Genomic DNA, 17752 nt, shown 5'->3' with positions numbered 1-17752 from the left:
CGGCACCTTGCCCCCATGTTACATCTCAATCTTCTCAAAGGCCGCCCCGCGCGGCTGACCGTCCTCGATTTCGGGCTGTTCCGCGTCCACGCGGGCCCGCGCGACATCGGCATCTGCGGCTTCCTGCTGACCACCGATGCGAACGAGCATGTACTGATCGACAGCGGCTTTCCCGCCAAATACGCCGACGATCAGGCCAAGGCCACCGAAGACGACGCGCTTGGCAGTTTCGGCGAGGTGCTGTCGATCGGGCCCGAGAACATGCCGGTGCCGCAACTGGCCAAGGCGGGCGTTACGCCCGACCAGATCGATCTGTTCATCCTGACCCACACCCATATCGACCACTTGGGCGGGCTGTTCGACTTTGCGCAGGCGCCCATGCTGATCTCCGACGTCGAGCGCGCACTGCCCAAGCCGCTGTATTGGAGCGGCGGGCAACCTTGGGACTGGCCGGATCGGGAGTACGTAAGGGTTGCCGAGGATGCGCAGATCGGCCCCGGCGTGACGCTGTTCCAGACGCCCGGCCACGCGCCGGGACAGATCGCCCTGCTGGTCGAGCTTCCGGAGATGGGGCCGGTGCTTTTGGCCTCCGACGCGATCTCTCGCCCTTCGGAGATCGACGAGCGATTCAACACCGCCTGGGATCCCGCGCAAGCCATCGCCAGCGCGGACCGGCTGATGCGGATCGCGGACCAGCGGGGGGCCTTCGTCATCTATGGCCACGATCCCGCCCAGTGGCCCGAACTGCTGAAATCCCCCAACCACTACGCTTAACGCACGTCCCGGCCCTGGTTCAGGATGATGACGTTGCCGCTGGACACGTCCCCCGCCGGAGAGATCAGGAACCCCACCCAGGCCGCGACCTCGCCCGGCTGCATGGCGCGGCCGTGGGGCATCTGCGCGATCGCGGCCTCCAGCACCTCCTTGCTGACGACGCCGAACAGGGGCGTCTCGGTCATGGCGGGCGCGATGGAGTTTACCGCGATCTTCTGCCGGGCATAGCGGCGGGCCAGATCCTTGGTCAGCGTGTCCAGCGCCGCTTTCGAGGCGCGGTAATGGGGCGGGTCGAACACGTCGAAATTGTAGGCCCCGTTGGAAGAGATGTTGACGATCTTCTTCACGCCCGGCCGGTCCAGCATCCGCGGCACGGCAGCCTGACAGCAATGGAACGCGGCCCCGAAATTCAGCCGCATCTGCGCCTCGAACTCGTCTTCGGGGATATCCGGAAACTCGGACATGAAGCAGGTACCGGCATTGTTGACCAGCGCGTCGAGGCCGCCCAGCTTTTCCGCGATCCCGTCGAACGCCGTGCGGATGGCGTCCGTCTGCATCAGGTCCACCGGGCAGGGCAGGACCGCATCGCCATGGGCCGAGGTCAGCGCGGCCAGCCCGTCCTCGTCCCGGTCCAGTGCCGCGACGGTCAGCCCGTCGCCCACCAGTTGCGCCACGATGGCCCGCCCAAGCCCCCCGGCCGCGCCCGTTACTGCCGCGATCCTGTCCATAGTCCATCCCCCTGCTTGCGGTCCGTCGACCCTTCGGAATACCATGCATTTGCATACGATAAGGGCAACCCGATGAGCGACATCCTGGCCGAGATCCGTCTGCCGACGGATGAGCTGCGCGACGACATTCCGTTCTATACGAAGACACTGGGGATGCGGCTGGACATGATCTATCCCGCCGACGATCCTTCAGTCGCGGTGTTCTCCGGTCACGGCGTTCGGCTGCGGATCGAGAAGGGCGCGACCGAACCTCCGGGCACCCTGCGCCTGCGGATGGACAACCCGGACGGCTTCGCGAACGGCGCGCGCGAACTGACCGCGCCCAACGGCACCCGGATCGAGATCGACGAGATGCAGCCGCCCTTGGTGGTGCCGCAGGCGCTGAACTCCTTCATCGTGCGACGACTCGCCGATCAGGCGCCCTGGATCGTGGGGCGCGCGGGGATGCATTACCGCGACCTGATCCCCGACCGGCTGGGCGGGTCGATCATCGCCAGCCATATCCGGATCCCCGATGGCGGGCCGGTGCCGGACATGGTGCATTACCACACGGTCGGGTTTCAGCTGATCTTCTGTTACCGCGGCTGGGTCGATCTGGTCTACGAGGATCAGGGAGAACCCTTCCGCCTGCATGCCGGGAACTGTGTGATCCAGCCGCCCGAAATCCGGCACCGCGTCCTCTATGCCTCGGAAAACATCGAGGTGATCGAGATCGGCGTCCCGGCCGAGCATGTGACGACCATCGACCATGACATGACCTTGCCCAACGGGCCTGCGAACCCTGACCGTCGGTTCCAGGGCCAGCGCTTCGTGCACCACCAGAAGGACAAGGCCGACTGGCGCCCTTTCCGCGTGCCCGGCTTCACCGCGCGGGATACGACGATTGCCGAGAACACCGGGAACGTTGCGGGCGTCATGGTCGCGCGCCGGGCCGAGGGCGATCCGGTTTGGACCGCCCATGACGCCGACATCCTGTTCACCTTCGTGATGGAAGGCACGATGACGCTGGAAGGCGAAGGCCGCGATCCTGTGCCGCTGGCGGCGGGCGATGCCTTCGTGATCCCGCCGGGGATGCGCACGCGCTATGCCGATCCGTCGAGCGATATCGAGCTTCTGGAGGTCTCCCTCCCCGGCACGTTCGAGACGATGCAGGGATGAGCGGCGAGGGCTATTTCCTCAACCATTCCATCGGCCTCTATCCCGGCAAGGAACGGGACATGCAGGCGGCGACGGCCGAGTTCGCGGCCCTGTGGTCCACCCCCGACGACAGCCAATGGCCCCGCGCTTTGGCTGCCCGGGCCGAGTTCATCGCCCTGTGGGAGGCGCTGATCGACGCGCCCGAGGGCACGCTGACGACGTCCGAGTCGGTGACGTCCGGGCTCTATTCCGTGCTGGGCGGGTTGCCGCCCGATCGGCTGGCGGGCAAGCGCGTGCTGGTGGCCGCGGACTGCTTCCCCAGCCTGCATTTCCTGCTGGCGGGTCTTGCCGAACGGCGGGGCTTCACGCTGGACACGGTGCCCCTGCGCGCGGGCGAGACATGGGTGCGCGAAGAGGACATGATCGCGCGGCTTGGCCCGGACGTGGCGCTGACGCTGGTGACGCTGGTCACCTCGACTGCGGGATACCGGGCCGACTTGGACCGGCTGCTGCCCCGGATCCGGGCCGCCGGAAGCGTGATTGCGCTGGACCTGACGCAAGGTATCGGGGTGGTCCCGTTCTCGGTCGCCGATCACGCGCCCGACATCGTGGTGTCGACCTCGCTGAAATGGCTGGGCGGCGCGCCGGGGGCGGGGATCGTGCATGTCGCGCCCGACCTTATGGACGAATGCCGACCCGAATTGCGAGGCTGGTTCAGCCAGCCCAACCCATTCTCGTGGGACCTCGACGCCTTCGCCTACGCCCCCGACGCGCGACGGTTTGATGCCGGAACGCCCGCGCCGCTGGCGGCGATCGCCTCGGCCCCCGGGCTGAAATGGCAGGCGGGGCGGGGCAGTGCCGCGCTTTTGCATCATGCGCAGACGCTAGGGGCGGCGATCCTGGAGGGGCTGCCGGAGTTGAAACCGGCCTCGCCGACCGATCCCGCAAGCCGTGGCGGCAGCGTGATGCTGCGTCTGCCCGAGGGGGCGGATCCGTCCGGCGTGGTCTCGGCCTGCCGCGAGGAAGGACTGTTCACGGACGCGCGCGGGTCGATCCTGCGCCTGTCCCCGGGGGCCACGACGACGATGGATGCGGTGGACAGGCTGTGCACGACCTTGCGGCGAACGCTCTCTTGATTTCTTCAAGCCTGAAATCTTCAGGCTTGAAGAATAGTCCGCGTCTCCCTATCGTTCGACTGCTCTTGCAGGTGCAAAGGGGCCCTCATGTCCGACGCCTACGACCCGGCTTCCGATGGCGCAAAGATGTCTTTCGCGCAGGACATGAGCTATGGCGACTACCTGCATACCGACCGGATCCTTACAGCCCAGGCACCCCTGTCCGACGCCCATGACGAGATGCTGTTCATCGTCCAGCATCAGACGAGCGAGCTCTGGATGAAACTCGCGCTGCACGAGATCGGCGCGGCGCGCACGGCCATCGCGTCGGGGGCGCTTCAGCCCGCGTTCAAGGTTCTGGCGCGCGTGGCACGCATCTTCGATCAGCTGAACGCGTCGTGGGACGTGCTGCGCACGATGACCCCGTCCGACTACACGACCTTTCGCGAAAGCCTCGGGCGGTCCTCGGGCTTTCAATCCCACCAGTATCGCCTGATCGAATACGCTCTGGGCAACCGCAACACGGCCCTGATGAAGGTCCATGAACATCGCCCCGATCTTCACGCCACGCTCGAGGAAGAACTGGCGCGGCCGTCGCTGTATCATGTCACGCTAGATCGCCTGGCCGACGCCACCGGACGCCGCTTCGATCCCGAAAGCTATCGGATGCGCGCGCCGCATCAAACAGATGCCGAGATCGAGAGCGCATGGCATGAGATCTATACCGACACATCCCGGTTCTGGAACCTCTACGAACTGGCCGAGAAGCTGGTCGATCTCGAAGACTATTTCCGGCGGTGGCGCTTCAATCATGTCACCACCGTCGAGCGTGTGATCGGCTTCAAACGCGGCACCGGCGGGACCAGCGGCGTAAGCTATCTGCGCAGGATGCTGGAAGTTGAACTATTCCCTGAGCTCTGGAGCGTCCGCGGAGGACTTTGAACTATGCCCGATACCCGTCATGCCCCCACGCCCATCCTGTGCAAGGATCTGTTCCACTTGCCCGACGGCGTGATCTATCTGGACGGTAATTCTCTGGGCCCGCTGCCGAAATCAGTCGCGGCGCGCACGCAGTCGATGCTGACCGACGAATGGGGCGACCTGCTGATCCGTGGCTGGAACAAGGCCGACTGGTTCGGCCAGCCGGGCCGCGTCGGCGATGTGGTGGGCGCGCTGATCGGCGCGCCGGTCGGGTCGGTCGTGATGGGCGACACGCTGTCGATCAAGGTCTATCAGGCGTTGGCGGCCGCTTTGGCATTGCGTCCGGATCGCAAGGTCGTCCTGTCCGACAGCGGCAACTTTCCCACTGACCTCTACATGGCGCGCGGCCTGCTGGAGATGCTGGGGCAGGGGCACGAACTGCGCGTCGTCGCCCCCGAGGAGGTGGCCGGCGCGATGGACGACACCGTCGCCGCCGCGATGCTGACCGAGGTCGACTATCGCACCGGGCGACGTCACGACATGGCCGCGATCACGCGAAAGGCCCATGATGCGGGCGCCGTGATGATCTGGGACTTGGCCCATAGCGCGGGCGCGTTCCCGGTGGACATGACGGCCAGCAACGCAGAATTCGCGGTCGGCTGCACCTACAAGTACCTGAATGGCGGGCCGGGCGCGCCCGCCTTCATCTATGTCCGCCCCGATCTGTCGGACACCGTGCGCCCCGCGTTGCAGGGATGGATGGGCCACAACGCGCCCTTCGCCTTCGATCTGGACTATGCCCCCGCAGGCGGGATCGAACGGATGCGCGTCGGTACGCCCCCGGTGATCCAGATGACCGCACTGGAAGAGGCTCTGAAGATCTGGGACGGCGTGTCGATGCACGCGGTCCGCGACGCCGCCGTCGCCCTGATGGAGCAGTTCATCGAAGAGGTTGAAGCGCGCTGCCCGCAACTGACGCTCGCCAGCCCGCGTGACCCCGCGCAGCGCGGCAGCCAGGTCTCTTTCCGCTTTGCCGAGGGCTATGCCGCGATGCAGGCGCTGATCGACCGTGGCGTGATCGGTGATTTCCGAGCGCCCGACATCATGCGCTTCGGGTTCACGCCGCTCTATCTGGATGCGGGCGACGTGACGGCGGCGGTCGATGTGCTGGACGACGTGCTGTCGAACGAGCTTTGGCGCGACGAGAAGTACCGCGCCAAAGCCCGCGTCACCTGATCATCAACGCGCCTTCGCATCCTCCAGGATCATGCGCGCGGCCTTGTCGGCAATCATGATCGTGGGCGAATTGGTGTTGCCGCTGGTTACCTTCGGCATGACCGACGCATCTGCCACGCGCAGGCCGTCGACTCCGATAACACGCAGGCGCTGATCGGTGACCGCCATCGGATCGCTCTCGCGCCCCATTTTGGCGGTGCCGACGGGGTGGAAGATCGTGGTGCCGACATCGCCCGCCGCGCGCACCAGATCCGCGTCGCTGTCACTGACATCCGGCCCAGGCAGAAGCTCGGTCGGGGAATAGGGTTGCAGGGCAGGGGCCTGTGCGATCCGGCGGGCCAGGCGGATGGCCCGCACGGCCACCGCGCGGTCGCCCTCGGTCGACAAGTAATTGGGGTCGATCTCGGGCGCGGCGTCCGGCTCCGGCCCCGTGATCCCCACCGTCCCACGGCTTTCGGGGCGCAGGTGGCACACGCTTGCGGTGATCGCGGGGAACTCGTGCAAGGGATCGCCGAACTTGTCCAGCGACAGCGGCTGGACGTGCATTTCCAGATCGGCGCGGTCAACGTCCTCGCTGGATTTCGCGAAGACGCCCAATTGCGAGGGGGCCATGGTCAGCGGTCCGCGCCGCCGCAGGACGTAATCGACCCCCATCCAGGCACGGCGGAACAGGTTGTAATAGGTCTCGTTCAGGGTGCGGATCCCGTGGACCTTGTAAACGAGGCGCAGTTGCAGGTGGTCCTGCAGGTTCTGCCCCACGCCCGGGCGGTCTACGACCGGGGTCACGCCCTTGCCGCGCAGGAACTCCGGGTCGCCGATGCCGGAGCGTTGCAGGATCTGCACTGACCCGATCGACCCGGCGGTCAGTACGATGTCAGCCTTGGCCGAGGCGCTGCGGCGGGTGCCGCCCTCGATCCATTCGATGGATGTGGCGCGGCCGTTCTCGACCATGACACGGTCGACGGTGCAGTTCGTCCGTACCTCGAGGTTCTTGCGGTCCAGCGCCGGACGCAGGAAACCGCGCGCGGCGGACCAACGACGGCCGCGCTTCTGGTTCACCTCGAAATAGGACGAGCCTTCGTTATCGCCGGTGTTGAAATCCTTGGTGAAGGGGATGCCGGTTTCGGCCGCCGCCTCGCGATAACGGGCGAGGACCGGCCAGGTTACGCGCTTTTCCTCGACCCGCCATTCGCCGCCCGCGCCGTGATGTTCGGATGCGCCGGCGTGGTGATCCTCGTGCGACATGAAGATCGGCTTCACGTCCTCCCAGCCCCAACCGTCGAGGCCAAGCTGACGCCAGTGGTCGTAGTCCCCGGCCTGCCCGCGCATGTAGATCATGGCGTTGATCGCCGACGATCCCCCCAGCACGCGCCCGCGGGGATAGGACAGGGACCGTCCGTTCAGCCCAGCGCTTTCCTTGGTCTTGAAGCGCCAGTCCGCGCGCGGATTGCCGATGGCGAAGAGGTAACCTACCGGGATGTGGAACCAGATCCAGTTGTCGCGCCCTCCGGCTTCCAGCAAAAGGACTCGGTTCTTGGGATCCTCGCTCAGCCTGTTGGCCAGAACGCACCCTGCCGACCCGCCGCCCGCGACGATGAAATCATACTGCTCCGCTTCAACCATATCGCTCAAACAACCCCGCGCTGCCGCAAATCCTCGATCTCGGAGGCCTCGTAGCGCAACGCTTCTAGGATGTCCCGCGTGTGTTCGCCCAGCCCCGGGGGCGGGCGGTCGGGGCGGAAGGCGGCGTCGGTCAGGCGCACCGGGCCGAAGACCTGCGGGACGGTCCCCATGGTCGGGTGGTCCAGCGTGCCGACAAGGCCGCGGGCCTTCACCTGCGGGTCTTCGAACACCTCGGGGATGGTGTTGATCGGCCCGGCGGGCACATTCGCCGCATTCAGTTTCTTCAAAAGATCGGCCCGGTCATAGCCCGAGAAATGCCCGGCCAGCCGCGCCAGAAGCCAGTCGCGCCGGGCTACGCGGCCCTTGTTCTGCTTCAGTTCGTCGTCTTCGGCCAGCTCACGGTCGCCGAGCGCGTCGCACAGCCGCGCGAACTGCCCGTCATTGCCGACCGCCAGCACCATGTAGCCGTCGCGGCAGGCGAAGACCTGCTGCGGCATGATGTTGGGGTGCCCGTTGCCGTAGCTGCGGGGGGTGTTCCCGCTGAGAAGGTGGTTCATCGCCTGGTTGGCCAGAAGCGCGGTCTGGACGTCGAGCATGGCCATGTCGACGAACTCGCCGCGCCCGGTCTCGGCCCGTCTTGCGATGGCGGCGAGGATGCCGATGACGGAATAGAGGCCCGTCGTCAGGTCCACCATCGGCACGCCGATCTTCTGCGGCCCGCCCCCGGGCTTGCCCTCTTCTTCGCCGGTGATCGACATCATGCCGCCCATGGCCTGTATCAGGAAGTCATAGGCAACCTCGCCCGCGCGCGGCCCGTCCTGCCCGTAACCGGTGATCGAGCAGTAGATCAGACGCGGATTGGCCTCGCGCAGGGTGTCGTAGTCCAGCCCGTACCGGGCCAGTGTGCCGGTCTTGAAGTTCTCCAGCACGATATCGCACTCTGCGGCCAGCTTGCGCACGATCTTCTGCCCGTCGGGGTCGCGCAGATCGACGGTGATGGACCGCTTGCCGCGATTGCAGCACAGGTAATACCCCGATTCCTGCGACGCCGCCCCGTCGTCGCGATCCAGGAAGGGCGGTCCCCAGCCCCGGGTGTCGTCGCCGCTGCCGGGGCGTTCGACCTTGATGACGTCTGCGCCCAGATCGGCCAGCACCTGACCGGCCCAGGGCCCTGCCATGACGCGCGACAGGTCCAGGACCTTCAGGTGCGACAGGGCCCCCTGTTTGGGGTGTTCGGCCATGTCGTGTCCTCCGCTCATGTCTCGGTTTCCGTCCCGCAAGGACCGAAGGCCCCGGCCGCGTGCAGACGGTCGTATTCCGCGTCGTCGATCCCATACTCGGTGCAGACGGTGCGGGTATCCTCGCCAAGCCCGGGGACCGGGGCGTGGCTTTGGCGATCCGCCGTGCCGAACGCCACCGGCATCGACACCGCCGGTTTCGGGCCATCGGCATGGGGCACGGATGTCAGCCCGCCGATATCGGCCAGTTGCGCATCCTCGGCCGCCTCGCCGATCGTGTTGACCTTCGCCACGTTGACCTTCGCCGCCCCCAGCGCGATCAGCAGATCGTCCGAGCTGCGCGTGCGCGTCACGGCCGAGATCGCGTCGATCACCGCGTCGCGGTGGCTGTGGCGGCCGCCGATGGTCTCGAATTCAGGGCGCAGCAACGTCTCGGGGTCGAGGGTGCGCGCCAGCCGGTCCCACATCTCGTCCGAGGGGGCGATGATGACGACATAGCCGTCCGCCGTCGGGAAGACCTGGTTCGGCACGCTCAGGTGGTTCGCGGTGCCCATGCGCTGCCGCTCGGCGCCGGTCATCCAGTATTCGGCGTAGAAATAGCTCATCAGATGGGCCGCACCTTGCAGAAGCGAGGTCTCTACAAGCTGGCCCTTGCCCGTGCGCTCGCGGTGGAAGAGCGCCGCCAGGATCCCGGCGGCCAGCGCCATTCCGGCGTGCAGGTCGATGGCGGCCGTGCCGACGCGGACGGGGGGGCGGTCGGCCTCTCCGGTGATGTGCAGAAGGCCGCTATGAGCTTGCAGGGCCAGGTCGTTCGCGCCGATCCGGGCCTTGGCGCCGCGGCTGCCATAGGCCGAGAACGCGCCGTAGACCAGGCGCGGATGGGCGGCCAGGATGGCTTCGGCGCCCAGGCCGAACTTCTCCATCGTGCCGACGCGGAAGTTGTGCAGCAAAACGTCCGACCCGCGGATCAGGCGATGCGCGGTTTCGCGCCCCGCCTCGGTGCGCAAGTCCAGCGTGATCGAGCGTTTGTTGCGGTTGAAGGCGTGGAACGACGGGCTGACGCCGCCGACGGCCTCAAGCTCGGCATCGGTCATGCCGTAATACCGCGCCTCGTCGCCGTTGCCCGGCGCCTCGACCTTTATGACCTCGGCGCCCAGATCGCCCAGGAACTGGCCGCAGGCGGGCACCGCGAACACGCGCGAGAAGTCGAGCACGCGGATCCCCTCCAGCAGCGAATAGCGTCCGGCCTCAAGCATCGCGCACCAGGACTTCCGCCTCGCCGACCGTGACGGGGGTGCCGTCCTGCATTTCGCAGAACACGTCCATCCGGATCCGGTCGCCGTCCTCGGTCGCGACCCGTTCGGTGATCCTGAGCCGGCTGCGCAGCACGTCGTCCTCGTAGACGGGGCGGACATATTTGGTCCGCAACCGCCCGCTTTGCGCGGCCTCGGCGCCGAAGGTGTCGATCATCAGCGCAAGGATCCAGTTGGTAGAGACCATGCCATCGGCGATGATCCCCGGAAGTCCCTGCGCAAGGGCATAGTCGTCGTCGTCATGGATGGTGGGACCGCCATGGCGGGGGCGGCCGTCATTGGCGACCGCCGTGGCCTGCGCGTCGACATACCACCGCATCCGTTCGCGGGTCATGGCGCGCGGCGGGGCGACGATTTCGGAGTCCGGCGCAAGTCGGGTCATTCGGCGGCCTCCCCCTTGGCGTCCGAGCGGAAGGCCAGGATCACCGTGTCGCGGTAGTCGACCAGCGCGCGGCCCGTTCCGGCCTCGGTCATGTTGATTTCGGTGACGACATATGTGCGTCCGCGTTTCTCGAACCGTTCGGTCGTCTCGCCCACGACCTCGACTTCGGTGCCGACGGGGACGGGTGCGTGCCAGGTGGCGTCGAACTCGATATGCAGGCGGGCGTCCGGGCCGGTGCCTTCGGGGCAGGCGGCCTCGTACAGCTTCAGCTTGTCCAGGTGGATCAGCGTGGGCGGCGCGACGGGCGTGTCGATCCCCAGAAACGCCTCGTGGTTCAGCTCGACCGAGTGGCAGTATTCGCGAACCGTGAACGCACTGACGCTGTAGCGGATCGGTCCCAGCCGATCACCCGTCGCAAGATCGCTGACATATCGGCCCGTGGCCATTCCCGGTCTCCCCCCATTGCTCACCCGGCGGGCGGACAACGCCAACGGGTTCGGGGTCAGGTTAGGAAAGGCGGGATAGGGTGGACATAGAAATGTCCAAGGAGCATCTTTTCGTCAGACGATACGATCCGACCGTATGTTGTGGAAAACCGAAAGGCTGGTGCGATGGAATGGCTGAAGGCCGTGAAGGTCTATGAAAGCGTGGTGCATCATGGATCGCTGTCGGCCGCTGCGCGGCATCAGGGGCTGTCGCCCGCCTCGGTCTCGCGCCACATCAACGATCTGGAGAACGCGCTTGGCGTGCGCCTGCTGAACCGGACCAGCCGCCGACTGAGCCTGACGGAAGCGGGGCGCATCTATTACGACAAGGTCGAGGATATCCTGATCCAGATCGCCGAAGCCGAGAACGCGGTCCTGCAACTGACGGCCGTGCCGCAGGGCCTGTTGCGGGTCCATTCGCGGATGCTGGTGGGCGAGCAATACGTGGTGCCCTGCCTCAAGGCGTTCATCGCCCAGCATCCCGGCATCCGCTTCGACCTGCAGATGACCAACTTCCCGGTTGATGTCGTCAGCGAGGGGATCGACGTCGATATCCGCATCGGCAAGCTGACCGATAGTTTGCTGGTGGCGCGCAAGCTGGCCGACAGCCGCCGCGTGATGGTCGCCACGCCGGACTATCTGGCGAAAGCACCGCCGCTTCTGCGCCCTGACGATATCAACCGCCATTCCTGCCTGACCTACCGGCTGGATCTGGGCGAATCGGCATGGCGTTTCCGCAAATCCGGAGAGCCGGAACTGTCGATCCCGGCCACCGGCGCCATGCAGAGCGATAACGGGCACGCCATTCTCAGCGCGGCCCTGGACGGGCTGGGAATCGCGCTGATGGCCGATTGGTCGGTCCGCGATCACGTCGCCGCCGGGCGGCTGGTCGTGCTGCTGGACGAATGGGAGGTCAGCTATACCCATTTCGAGAACGGCATCTACGCCGTCTTCCAGAAAAGCCCGCACCTTCCCCTGAAGACGCGGGCCTTCGTCGATTTCCTGTCGCAGGAGTTCCGCCGCCGTCTGGCGCCGGCGGAGACGACACCCGCCTAGGGCATGATCTTGCTGGCTTCGTACGCATAGCCGGCGCCGTCCTTGCGCACGTACCCACAATGGGTGCCGCCGAAATGCGCGGGCAGGATCAGGCACCCCGTCTCGGCCGCGTGTTCCAAAACGCGCTTGCGGGTCTCGGTCGCGACCTGCTTGTCCTCGCAATAGCGGCTGGACCAGTCAGGGTTATAGATCTGGATCGGCTGGTGCATGACGTCGGCGATGAACAGCGCCTCTTCGCCCCCGTCCTGCACCTGAATCGCCATCATGCCGGGCGCATGGCCGGGCACCTGCATGAAGCTGATGCCGGGCAGGAACTCCTGCTCGTCCCCTTTGACCAGATCGACGTCCACGCTGTCATCGTCGAGGATCGGCTTCACGCTGTCCACGAAGGGCATGGTGGGGCCTTCGGGCTTGCCGGCGGCGCCGCGTTCGGGGTCGCGCCAGTCGCGCTCGACCTCGGTCATCACGTGGCGGGCGTTCGTAAAGGTGGGCACCCAGGCATCGCCCTGCCGACGGGTGTTCCAGCCGACATGGTCGACGTGCAGATGGGTCAGAAGGACATGCGTCACATCCTCGGCGTGGACGCCCTTGCCGGCGAGTTCTTCGAGGTAAGGTTGGTTCAGCCCGTCGAACCGGCCGGACGCGGGGCGTGGTTTGCCGTTGCCCCCGCCGGTGTCGATCACGATCGTCCGTTCGCCGTCGCGCACCAGCCAGGAATGGATCGAGGTCGCGAAGGTCCCGCTTTCGGGATCGTAATAGGGCCCGACGAACCAGTCCGCGATGGGATCGACGGCCGACTCGTCCCAGTCGGCATAAAGCTCCTTGGGCTCGCGCAGGACAATTTCTTCGACGCAGTCGATGGTAAAGCGGCCGATACGGATCATGCGGGTCTCCTCCCCTGTGAGTCTGGTTCTGTCTTTACGGTACAGGCAACGATGAAGCCACGACCTTCCGAGATCCGGAAAGATGCTTTGCGATCATCTCACTTCCTGCCCTGCATCTTCCGGGACTAGGCTGACCCAATCCGGGGCCGTGGCGTCGGATCGGCGCTGGGAGGGGCGCCTCACAGGGGGAGGATGACGGCAGCCATGACGGCATTGCTCGATATCGATCGGGTCAGCGTCAGCTTCGGCGGCGTGAAGGCCATGGACGAGGTGAGCTTTGCCGCGGAAGAGGGCAAGGTCACGTCGATCATCGGCCCGAACGGCGCGGGAAAGACGACCCTGTTCAACGTCATCTCGGGCTTCTACACGGCCAAATCCGGGGCGATCTCGTTCGACGGGACACGGCTGGACGGCGCGCCGGCCCATGCCCGGTCCGAGCTGGGGATCGCGCGCACCTTCCAGAACATCGCCCTGTTCGCCGGTCTCACGGTCCTGGAAAACATCAAGCTGGGGGCACACGCGCAGCTGAAATCCGGGCTCTTCCGGTCGGCCCTGTGGCTTGGGCCCGCCCGGCACGAGGAACGGACCCTGACGCAGCGGATCGACGACGAGATCATCGATTTCCTGGAGCTCGGCGCGGTGCGCGATGCGCAGGTCGCGGGTCTGCCCTACGGCCTGCAGAAACGGATCGAGCTTGCCCGCGCCCTGGCCGCCCGGCCGCGCTTGTTGCTTCTGGACGAACCGGTGGCGGGCATGACCCCGCCCGAAAAGGAGAAGATGGCAGATTACGTGCGCAAGACCGTCGACCGTTTCGGCACCACCGTGCTGCTGATCGACCACGACATGGGCATGGTCATGGGCCTGTCCGACCACGTCGTCGCGGTGAATTTCGGCAAGGTCATCGCGCAAGGCCGCCCCGAGACGGTGCGCAACGACCGCGAGGTCGTCGAAGCCTATCTGGGGGCCGCGTGATGCTGAGGCAGTTCCTGGAATTCAGCATCATCGGCATCGCCTCGGGGGGGATGTACGTCCTGTCGGCGTTGGGGTTCGTCATCATCTTCAAGGCCACACGGATCTTCAACTTCGCCATGGGCGAGATGATGATGCTGCCCGCGTTCATCTTCCTGTGGGCCATGGCGACGGTCGGCCTGCATTGGGTGCTGGCGCTTATGGTCGCGATCCTGGGCGGCATCGTGATCGTTCTGATCCTGGAACGGGTAGTCATGCGGCGGATGATCGGGCGGCCGGTCGTCGTGCTGGTCATGGTCACGCTGGGCGCGGGGTCGGTGATGCGCGGCATCGCGGGCCTGATCTGGGGGCATGAGATCGTGACCCTGCCCAACTTCATCCCGCGCGATCCGATCTTCCTGGGCGACATCCTGATCCCCGGCAAGCTGGCCTGGTCGTTCCTGGCCGCGGCGGTCGTGGCGGGCGGGTTCGTGGCCTATTACCGCTTTTCCCGCGCCGGCATCGCCATCCGTGCGACCGCCAGCGATCTGGTCACGGCCGAGGTTCTGGGCGTCAACGTCCGCTGGGTCTACACGCTGGCGTGGATGCTGGCAGGTGTGCTGGCCGCAGTGGCGGGGATCCTGGCCGCGTCGGTCAACGGCGTCTCGCCCCAGCTTGGCTTCGTCGCGCTGAACGTGCTGGCGGTCATCATGTTGGCAGGGATGACCAGCGTCTTCGGCGTGCTCGTCGCGGGCCTCTTCATCGGGTGGCTTGAGACCATCGTGGGCGCGTACCTGTCGGCCGCGTGGCAAAGCTTCCTGCCTTACGTGATCGTCCTTCTGGTCATGATGGTGAAGCCCAGCGGTCTGTTCGGCGAAGAACGGGTGGAGCGTATCTGATGACCCAGTCGACCGTCGATCCCATCGCGCCGCAGATCGCATCACAGCCGCGCCGCACGCCGTACTTCGAATGGACGGCGGTCGTGGTGCTGGGGCTGATCGCCCTGACGCTGCCCGCCTATGCCTCGGTCTACGTGCTTTACATGGCGTCGCTGGTGGCGATCAATTCCATCGCGACAGTGGGGCTGAACCTGACCGTGGGCTATGCGGGCCTGCTGTCCATCGGCCATTCGGCGTTCATCGGCGTGGGGGCCTATGCCGCCGGTCTGTCGATGATCCACCTGGGCACACCGCTGTTTCTGAACGTCATCATCGGCGGGGTCGCCGCGTTCCTTGTCGGGCTGGTCTTCGGTATCCCGTCGCTGCGGATCAAGGGCGTCTATCTGGCCATCGCGACGCTGGCCGCGCAGTATTCGCTGTATTTCATCTTTCAGCAGTGGACCTCGGTCACCGGCGGGGATCGCGGTCTGTCGCTGCCGCCCACGGACCTGTTCGGGATGGGCGACACGGGCTTCTATTACGGCGTGCTTCTGATCGCGGCGATCCTGTTCGTCGCCGCGTCGAACCTGTTCCGCACCCGTCTGGGGCGGTCCTTCATCGCGGTGCGCGAACGCGATTACGCCGCGCAGGTGCTGGGGATCAACGTCGTGCGCGCCAAACTTCTGGCCTTCGGGATCGGCGCGGCCTTCGCGGGTGTGTCGGGCGCGCTGACGGCGCATTTCCTGCGCCTCGTGAACCCCGACCAGTTCACGCTGCTGGTGTCGGTCTTCTTCTTGGCGGCGGTCGTCGTCGGCGGGCGGGCGTCCATCGTCGGCTCGATCCTGGGGGCGGCGTTCATGACCCTGCTGCCCGAACTTCTGCGCGAGATCCTCAGCGCGATGCCGACGCAGGGACAGACCAATGTGGCGGGGCTTCTGTCGCCGCTACGCGAGATCATCTTCGGCCTGCTCATCATCGGCTTCCTGATGTTCGAGCCGCGCGGGCTGAAAGGCATCCTGGACCGGATCACCGGCCGACAGGACCGAGCCGCCGAATCCGAAGCAGACTGACGTCAGATTTCTGGGAGGGAACAAAGACATGACCAAGCATATCGCAAGACTGGCCGCGGGTTTCGCGCTGGCCGCATTCGCCCAGGGCGCCGCCGCGCAGGAGGGCGAGCCCGTCAAGCTGTCCATTGCGCTGCCGCTGTCGGGGCCGCTGGCCTTTTCCGGCGAGGTCCAGCAGGCGGGCTGGCAATCAGCCATCGAATACATCAACGACAACGGCGGCATCGAAGGGCGCCCGATCGAGGCCGAGTTCTATGACGACGAATACAAGGTCGATCTGGGCGTCGCAGGCTTCAAGCGGGCCGCGTCGCAGGGCGATCTGGTCTTTGCCGCCGGCGACGGCACGCCCTTCGTCCGCGCGATCAGCCCCGAGAACAACGACACCTACCGCATCCTGATGTCGGCCACGGGCTTCGCGTCGGACCTGGTGGATACGGAACGCTACAAGTATCACTTCCTGCCCGGTCCGACCTATTCCGACATGATCCGCGCGCTGTTCGAGTACATGGTCGAAGAGACCGAGAACCCGACCGTCGCGCTGGTCTATTCGACGACCGAGTTCGGCCGCGACCCCATCGAGAACGCCCGCGCCTATGCCGAAGAACTGGGCGTCGAGATCGTGCTGGAGGAAGAGACGAAGTGGACGGGCGTGGACGTCACGTCCTCGGCCATCAAGCTGCGCAACGCCGCGCCGGATTACACGATCTTCCACGGATACGCCGGCAATGTCTGGCCCGAGATTATGAAGACCGCGCTGGATTACCGCGTCGAGACGACCTTCATGGGCACGGCCTACAACTCGGACCCCGAGATGGTGCGCGGCGTGGGCCCGGCGGCCGACGGTTATGTCGGCGTGGTGCCCTATGACCTGACCATGGAAGACGCCGAGGGCGAGTATGCGACCGCCATCCGCGACAGCCTGCAGGACTGGGAGGTCAAGGAATACAACGGCTATGCCAACATGGGGTACGTGCAAAGCTGGATCACGGCCCTGGTCCTGCGCGAGGCCATCGGCAACGCCATCGAGGCGGGCGAAGAGCTGAACGGCGACAACCTGATCGCGCAGGTGAACGCGCTGGACGGGTGGGACAGCAAGGGCATCGTGGGCGATGTCAGCTTCGAGGATCAGCGCATCCCGGCGACGGTCCTCTACCGCTATAACGTGTCCGAGGACGATTTCTCGATGACGGAGCTTGGCGAGGAATGACCGATCTGACCGTAGAAAATCTTTCGGTCGTCTACGGTCAGGCGATCGCGGCCCTCGACGATGTCACGATGACGGTGTCCGAGGGCCGCATGACGGCGCTGATGGGCGCGAACGGGGCCGGGAAATCCACCGTGCTCAAGGCCATATCGGGCGTGCTCGAGTTCGAGCGGGGGCGCATTTCGACGGGCCGTGTCACGTTCGGCGGCCAGCAGCTGAACGACATCCCCGTCCATCGCCGGTCCCGCATGGGCGTGGCGCATGTCCGTGAAGGCCGTCACATCCTGTCGAACATGACGGTCGAGGAAAACCTGGACGTCGCGGGGTTCGCCGCCCCGCCCCGGTCCAAGGCCGAGACGGCGCGGATCGCCGACCGGATCTATGGCTATTTTCCGGTTCTGGGCGAACGGCGTCGCGGCACCGCCGGATACCTGTCGGGGGGCGAGCAGCAGATGCTGGCCATCGGCCGGGCCATCGCCGCCGAGCCGCGCGTGATGCTGGTCGACGAGGCCTCGCTGGGACTGGCGCCGATGATCGCCGAACAGATTTTCGAGATCCTGGGCCGGATCAATGCCGATACGGGCCTGACCATCCTGATCGTGGAACAGAATGTCGGGCTGGCGCTGCGCTATGCCGAATATGTCTATGTCCTGGAAAACGGCCGGGTGGCGCTGGAAGGCACCCGCGACACCATCGGCACGCGCGAGGAGATCTCGGCGCGGTATCTTGGCGGCGACACGACCCTGACAGAGATGGCCTGAAC

The 17752-nt window shown here is 66.0% G+C and carries 18 protein-coding genes; 11 read left to right on the top strand and 7 right to left on the bottom strand.

Going from position 1 to position 17752, the window contains the following annotated elements:
- The first annotated feature begins 15 nt into the window (after positions 1 to 15).
- Positions 16 to 774 (top strand): N-acyl homoserine lactonase family protein, encoded by a 759-nt coding sequence (locus PAA8504_RS16155; protein ID WP_108895242.1) that lies wholly within the window; start codon positions 16 to 18, stop codon positions 772 to 774.
- Here the strand turns inward: PAA8504_RS16155 and PAA8504_RS16150 are convergent.
- The gene (locus PAA8504_RS16150; protein ID WP_181375830.1) at positions 771 to 1502 is read right to left on the bottom strand and encodes an SDR family NAD(P)-dependent oxidoreductase; all 732 of its coding nucleotides are present in this window, start codon (positions 1500 to 1502) and stop codon (positions 771 to 773) included. The genes PAA8504_RS16155 and PAA8504_RS16150 overlap by 4 nt on opposite strands.
- A gap of 72 nt (positions 1503 to 1574) precedes the next feature.
- Here PAA8504_RS16150 and PAA8504_RS16145 point away from each other — a divergent pair, with 72 nt between their 5' ends.
- The 4 genes from PAA8504_RS16145 (at position 1575) to kynU (ending at position 5911) form a co-directional block, all read left to right on the top strand.
- The gene (locus tag PAA8504_RS16145; protein WP_108895240.1) at positions 1575 to 2660 is read left to right on the top strand and encodes a cupin domain-containing protein; all 1086 of its coding nucleotides are present in this window, start codon (positions 1575 to 1577) and stop codon (positions 2658 to 2660) included.
- Positions 2657 to 3775: an aminotransferase class V-fold PLP-dependent enzyme gene (locus tag PAA8504_RS16140; RefSeq protein WP_108895239.1), complete on the top strand. Its 1119-nt coding sequence runs from the start codon at positions 2657 to 2659 to the stop codon at positions 3773 to 3775. The genes PAA8504_RS16145 and PAA8504_RS16140 overlap by 4 nt, the downstream gene beginning before the upstream one ends.
- Positions 3776 to 3862: 87 nt before the next feature.
- Positions 3863 to 4696 carry a tryptophan 2,3-dioxygenase gene (locus PAA8504_RS16135; protein WP_108895238.1) on the top strand — a complete coding sequence of 278 codons (834 nt, stop codon included), beginning with the start codon at positions 3863 to 3865 and terminating at the stop codon, positions 4694 to 4696.
- A gap of 3 nt (positions 4697 to 4699) precedes the next feature.
- Positions 4700 to 5911: a kynureninase gene (gene kynU, locus PAA8504_RS16130; RefSeq protein WP_108895237.1), complete on the top strand. Its 1212-nt coding sequence runs from the start codon at positions 4700 to 4702 to the stop codon at positions 5909 to 5911.
- Between the two features lie 3 nt (positions 5912 to 5914).
- On the opposite strand, the gene PAA8504_RS16125 is transcribed toward kynU, so the two are convergent.
- From PAA8504_RS16125 to PAA8504_RS16105, 5 genes are read right to left on the bottom strand one after another with little or no spacing between them, the layout of a single operon-like run.
- Entirely contained in the window at positions 5915 to 7534 is a 1620-nt protein-coding gene (locus PAA8504_RS16125; protein WP_219928939.1) for a GMC family oxidoreductase, read from the bottom strand.
- A gap of 5 nt (positions 7535 to 7539) precedes the next feature.
- Positions 7540 to 8793: a CaiB/BaiF CoA transferase family protein gene (locus tag PAA8504_RS16120; RefSeq protein WP_245897667.1), complete on the bottom strand. Its 1254-nt coding sequence runs from the start codon at positions 8791 to 8793 to the stop codon at positions 7540 to 7542.
- Positions 8790 to 10028 carry a CaiB/BaiF CoA transferase family protein gene (locus PAA8504_RS16115; protein ID WP_108895234.1) on the bottom strand — a complete coding sequence of 413 codons (1239 nt, stop codon included), beginning with the start codon at positions 10026 to 10028 and terminating at the stop codon, positions 8790 to 8792. The genes PAA8504_RS16120 and PAA8504_RS16115 overlap by 4 nt, the downstream gene beginning before the upstream one ends.
- A complete protein-coding gene (locus PAA8504_RS16110) occupies positions 10021 to 10467 on the bottom strand; it encodes a MaoC family dehydratase (RefSeq protein ID WP_108895233.1) in 447 nt (148 codons plus the stop codon). Before PAA8504_RS16110 ends, PAA8504_RS16115 begins: the two co-directional genes overlap by 8 nt.
- Positions 10464 to 10913: a MaoC family dehydratase N-terminal domain-containing protein gene (locus tag PAA8504_RS16105; protein ID WP_108895232.1), complete on the bottom strand. Its 450-nt coding sequence runs from the start codon at positions 10911 to 10913 to the stop codon at positions 10464 to 10466. The genes PAA8504_RS16110 and PAA8504_RS16105 overlap by 4 nt, the downstream gene beginning before the upstream one ends.
- Positions 10914 to 11078: 165 nt before the next feature.
- Between PAA8504_RS16105 and PAA8504_RS16100 the strand changes: the two genes are divergently transcribed.
- On the top strand, positions 11079 to 12008 hold the full coding sequence (locus PAA8504_RS16100) for a LysR family transcriptional regulator (protein ID WP_108895231.1): 930 nt from the start codon (positions 11079 to 11081) through the stop codon (positions 12006 to 12008).
- Here PAA8504_RS16100 and PAA8504_RS16095 read toward each other — a convergent pair.
- Positions 12005 to 12892: an MBL fold metallo-hydrolase gene (locus tag PAA8504_RS16095; protein ID WP_108895230.1), complete on the bottom strand. Its 888-nt coding sequence runs from the start codon at positions 12890 to 12892 to the stop codon at positions 12005 to 12007. The genes PAA8504_RS16100 and PAA8504_RS16095 overlap by 4 nt on opposite strands.
- A gap of 204 nt (positions 12893 to 13096) precedes the next feature.
- Here PAA8504_RS16095 and PAA8504_RS16090 point away from each other — a divergent pair, with 204 nt between their 5' ends.
- From PAA8504_RS16090 to PAA8504_RS16070, 5 genes are read left to right on the top strand one after another with little or no spacing between them, the layout of a single operon-like run.
- The gene (locus PAA8504_RS16090; RefSeq protein ID WP_108895229.1) at positions 13097 to 13864 is read left to right on the top strand and encodes an ABC transporter ATP-binding protein; all 768 of its coding nucleotides are present in this window, start codon (positions 13097 to 13099) and stop codon (positions 13862 to 13864) included.
- Entirely contained in the window at positions 13864 to 14739 is an 876-nt protein-coding gene (locus PAA8504_RS16085) for a branched-chain amino acid ABC transporter permease (RefSeq protein ID WP_146190510.1), read from the top strand. The genes PAA8504_RS16090 and PAA8504_RS16085 overlap by 1 nt, the downstream gene beginning before the upstream one ends.
- A complete protein-coding gene (locus PAA8504_RS16080) occupies positions 14739 to 15788 on the top strand; it encodes a branched-chain amino acid ABC transporter permease (RefSeq protein ID WP_108895227.1) in 1050 nt (349 codons plus the stop codon). The genes PAA8504_RS16085 and PAA8504_RS16080 overlap by 1 nt, the downstream gene beginning before the upstream one ends.
- 28 nt (positions 15789 to 15816) lie before the next feature.
- Complete coding sequence (locus PAA8504_RS16075; protein ID WP_108895226.1) at positions 15817 to 16992, top strand: ABC transporter substrate-binding protein; 1176 nt, start codon at positions 15817 to 15819, stop codon at positions 16990 to 16992.
- Entirely contained in the window at positions 16989 to 17750 is a 762-nt protein-coding gene (locus tag PAA8504_RS16070; RefSeq protein ID WP_108895225.1) for an ABC transporter ATP-binding protein, read from the top strand. Before PAA8504_RS16075 ends, PAA8504_RS16070 begins: the two co-directional genes overlap by 4 nt.
- The last annotated feature ends 2 nt before the right edge of the window (positions 17751 to 17752 follow it).

This window comes from Palleronia abyssalis, from assembly GCF_900302445.1.
In the GTDB taxonomy this organism is placed as follows: Bacteria; Pseudomonadota; Alphaproteobacteria; order Rhodobacterales; family Rhodobacteraceae; genus Palleronia; species Palleronia abyssalis.
This window is presented reverse-complemented; position numbering and strand designations above follow the sequence as displayed.

Bases quoted from the DNA above. Each gene is read 5' to 3' on its own strand.
- PAA8504_RS16155 (WP_108895242.1), top strand. From the start codon at position 16: ATGTTACATCTCAATCTTCTCAAAGGCCGCCCCGCGCGGCTGACCGTC.
- PAA8504_RS16150 (WP_181375830.1), bottom strand. From the start codon at position 1,502: ATGGACAGGATCGCGGCAGTAACGGGCGCGGCCGGGGGGCTTGGGCGG.
- PAA8504_RS16145 (WP_108895240.1), top strand. From the start codon at position 1,575: ATGAGCGACATCCTGGCCGAGATCCGTCTGCCGACGGATGAGCTGCGC.
- PAA8504_RS16140 (WP_108895239.1), top strand. From the start codon at position 2,657: ATGAGCGGCGAGGGCTATTTCCTCAACCATTCCATCGGCCTCTATCCC.
- PAA8504_RS16135 (WP_108895238.1), top strand. From the start codon at position 3,863: ATGTCCGACGCCTACGACCCGGCTTCCGATGGCGCAAAGATGTCTTTC.
- kynU (WP_108895237.1), top strand. From the start codon at position 4,700: ATGCCCGATACCCGTCATGCCCCCACGCCCATCCTGTGCAAGGATCTG.
- PAA8504_RS16125 (WP_219928939.1), bottom strand. From the start codon at position 7,534: ATGGTTGAAGCGGAGCAGTATGATTTCATCGTCGCGGGCGGCGGGTCG.
- PAA8504_RS16120 (WP_245897667.1), bottom strand. From the start codon at position 8,793: ATGAGCGGAGGACACGACATGGCCGAACACCCCAAACAGGGGGCCCTG.
- PAA8504_RS16115 (WP_108895234.1), bottom strand. From the start codon at position 10,028: ATGCTTGAGGCCGGACGCTATTCGCTGCTGGAGGGGATCCGCGTGCTC.
- PAA8504_RS16110 (WP_108895233.1), bottom strand. From the start codon at position 10,467: ATGACCCGACTTGCGCCGGACTCCGAAATCGTCGCCCCGCCGCGCGCC.
- PAA8504_RS16105 (WP_108895232.1), bottom strand. From the start codon at position 10,913: ATGGCCACGGGCCGATATGTCAGCGATCTTGCGACGGGTGATCGGCTG.
- PAA8504_RS16100 (WP_108895231.1), top strand. From the start codon at position 11,079: ATGGAATGGCTGAAGGCCGTGAAGGTCTATGAAAGCGTGGTGCATCAT.
- PAA8504_RS16095 (WP_108895230.1), bottom strand. From the start codon at position 12,892: ATGATCCGTATCGGCCGCTTTACCATCGACTGCGTCGAAGAAATTGTC.
- PAA8504_RS16090 (WP_108895229.1), top strand. From the start codon at position 13,097: ATGACGGCATTGCTCGATATCGATCGGGTCAGCGTCAGCTTCGGCGGC.
- PAA8504_RS16085 (WP_146190510.1), top strand. From the start codon at position 13,864: ATGCTGAGGCAGTTCCTGGAATTCAGCATCATCGGCATCGCCTCGGGG.
- PAA8504_RS16080 (WP_108895227.1), top strand. From the start codon at position 14,739: ATGACCCAGTCGACCGTCGATCCCATCGCGCCGCAGATCGCATCACAG.
- PAA8504_RS16075 (WP_108895226.1), top strand. From the start codon at position 15,817: ATGACCAAGCATATCGCAAGACTGGCCGCGGGTTTCGCGCTGGCCGCA.
- PAA8504_RS16070 (WP_108895225.1), top strand. From the start codon at position 16,989: ATGACCGATCTGACCGTAGAAAATCTTTCGGTCGTCTACGGTCAGGCG.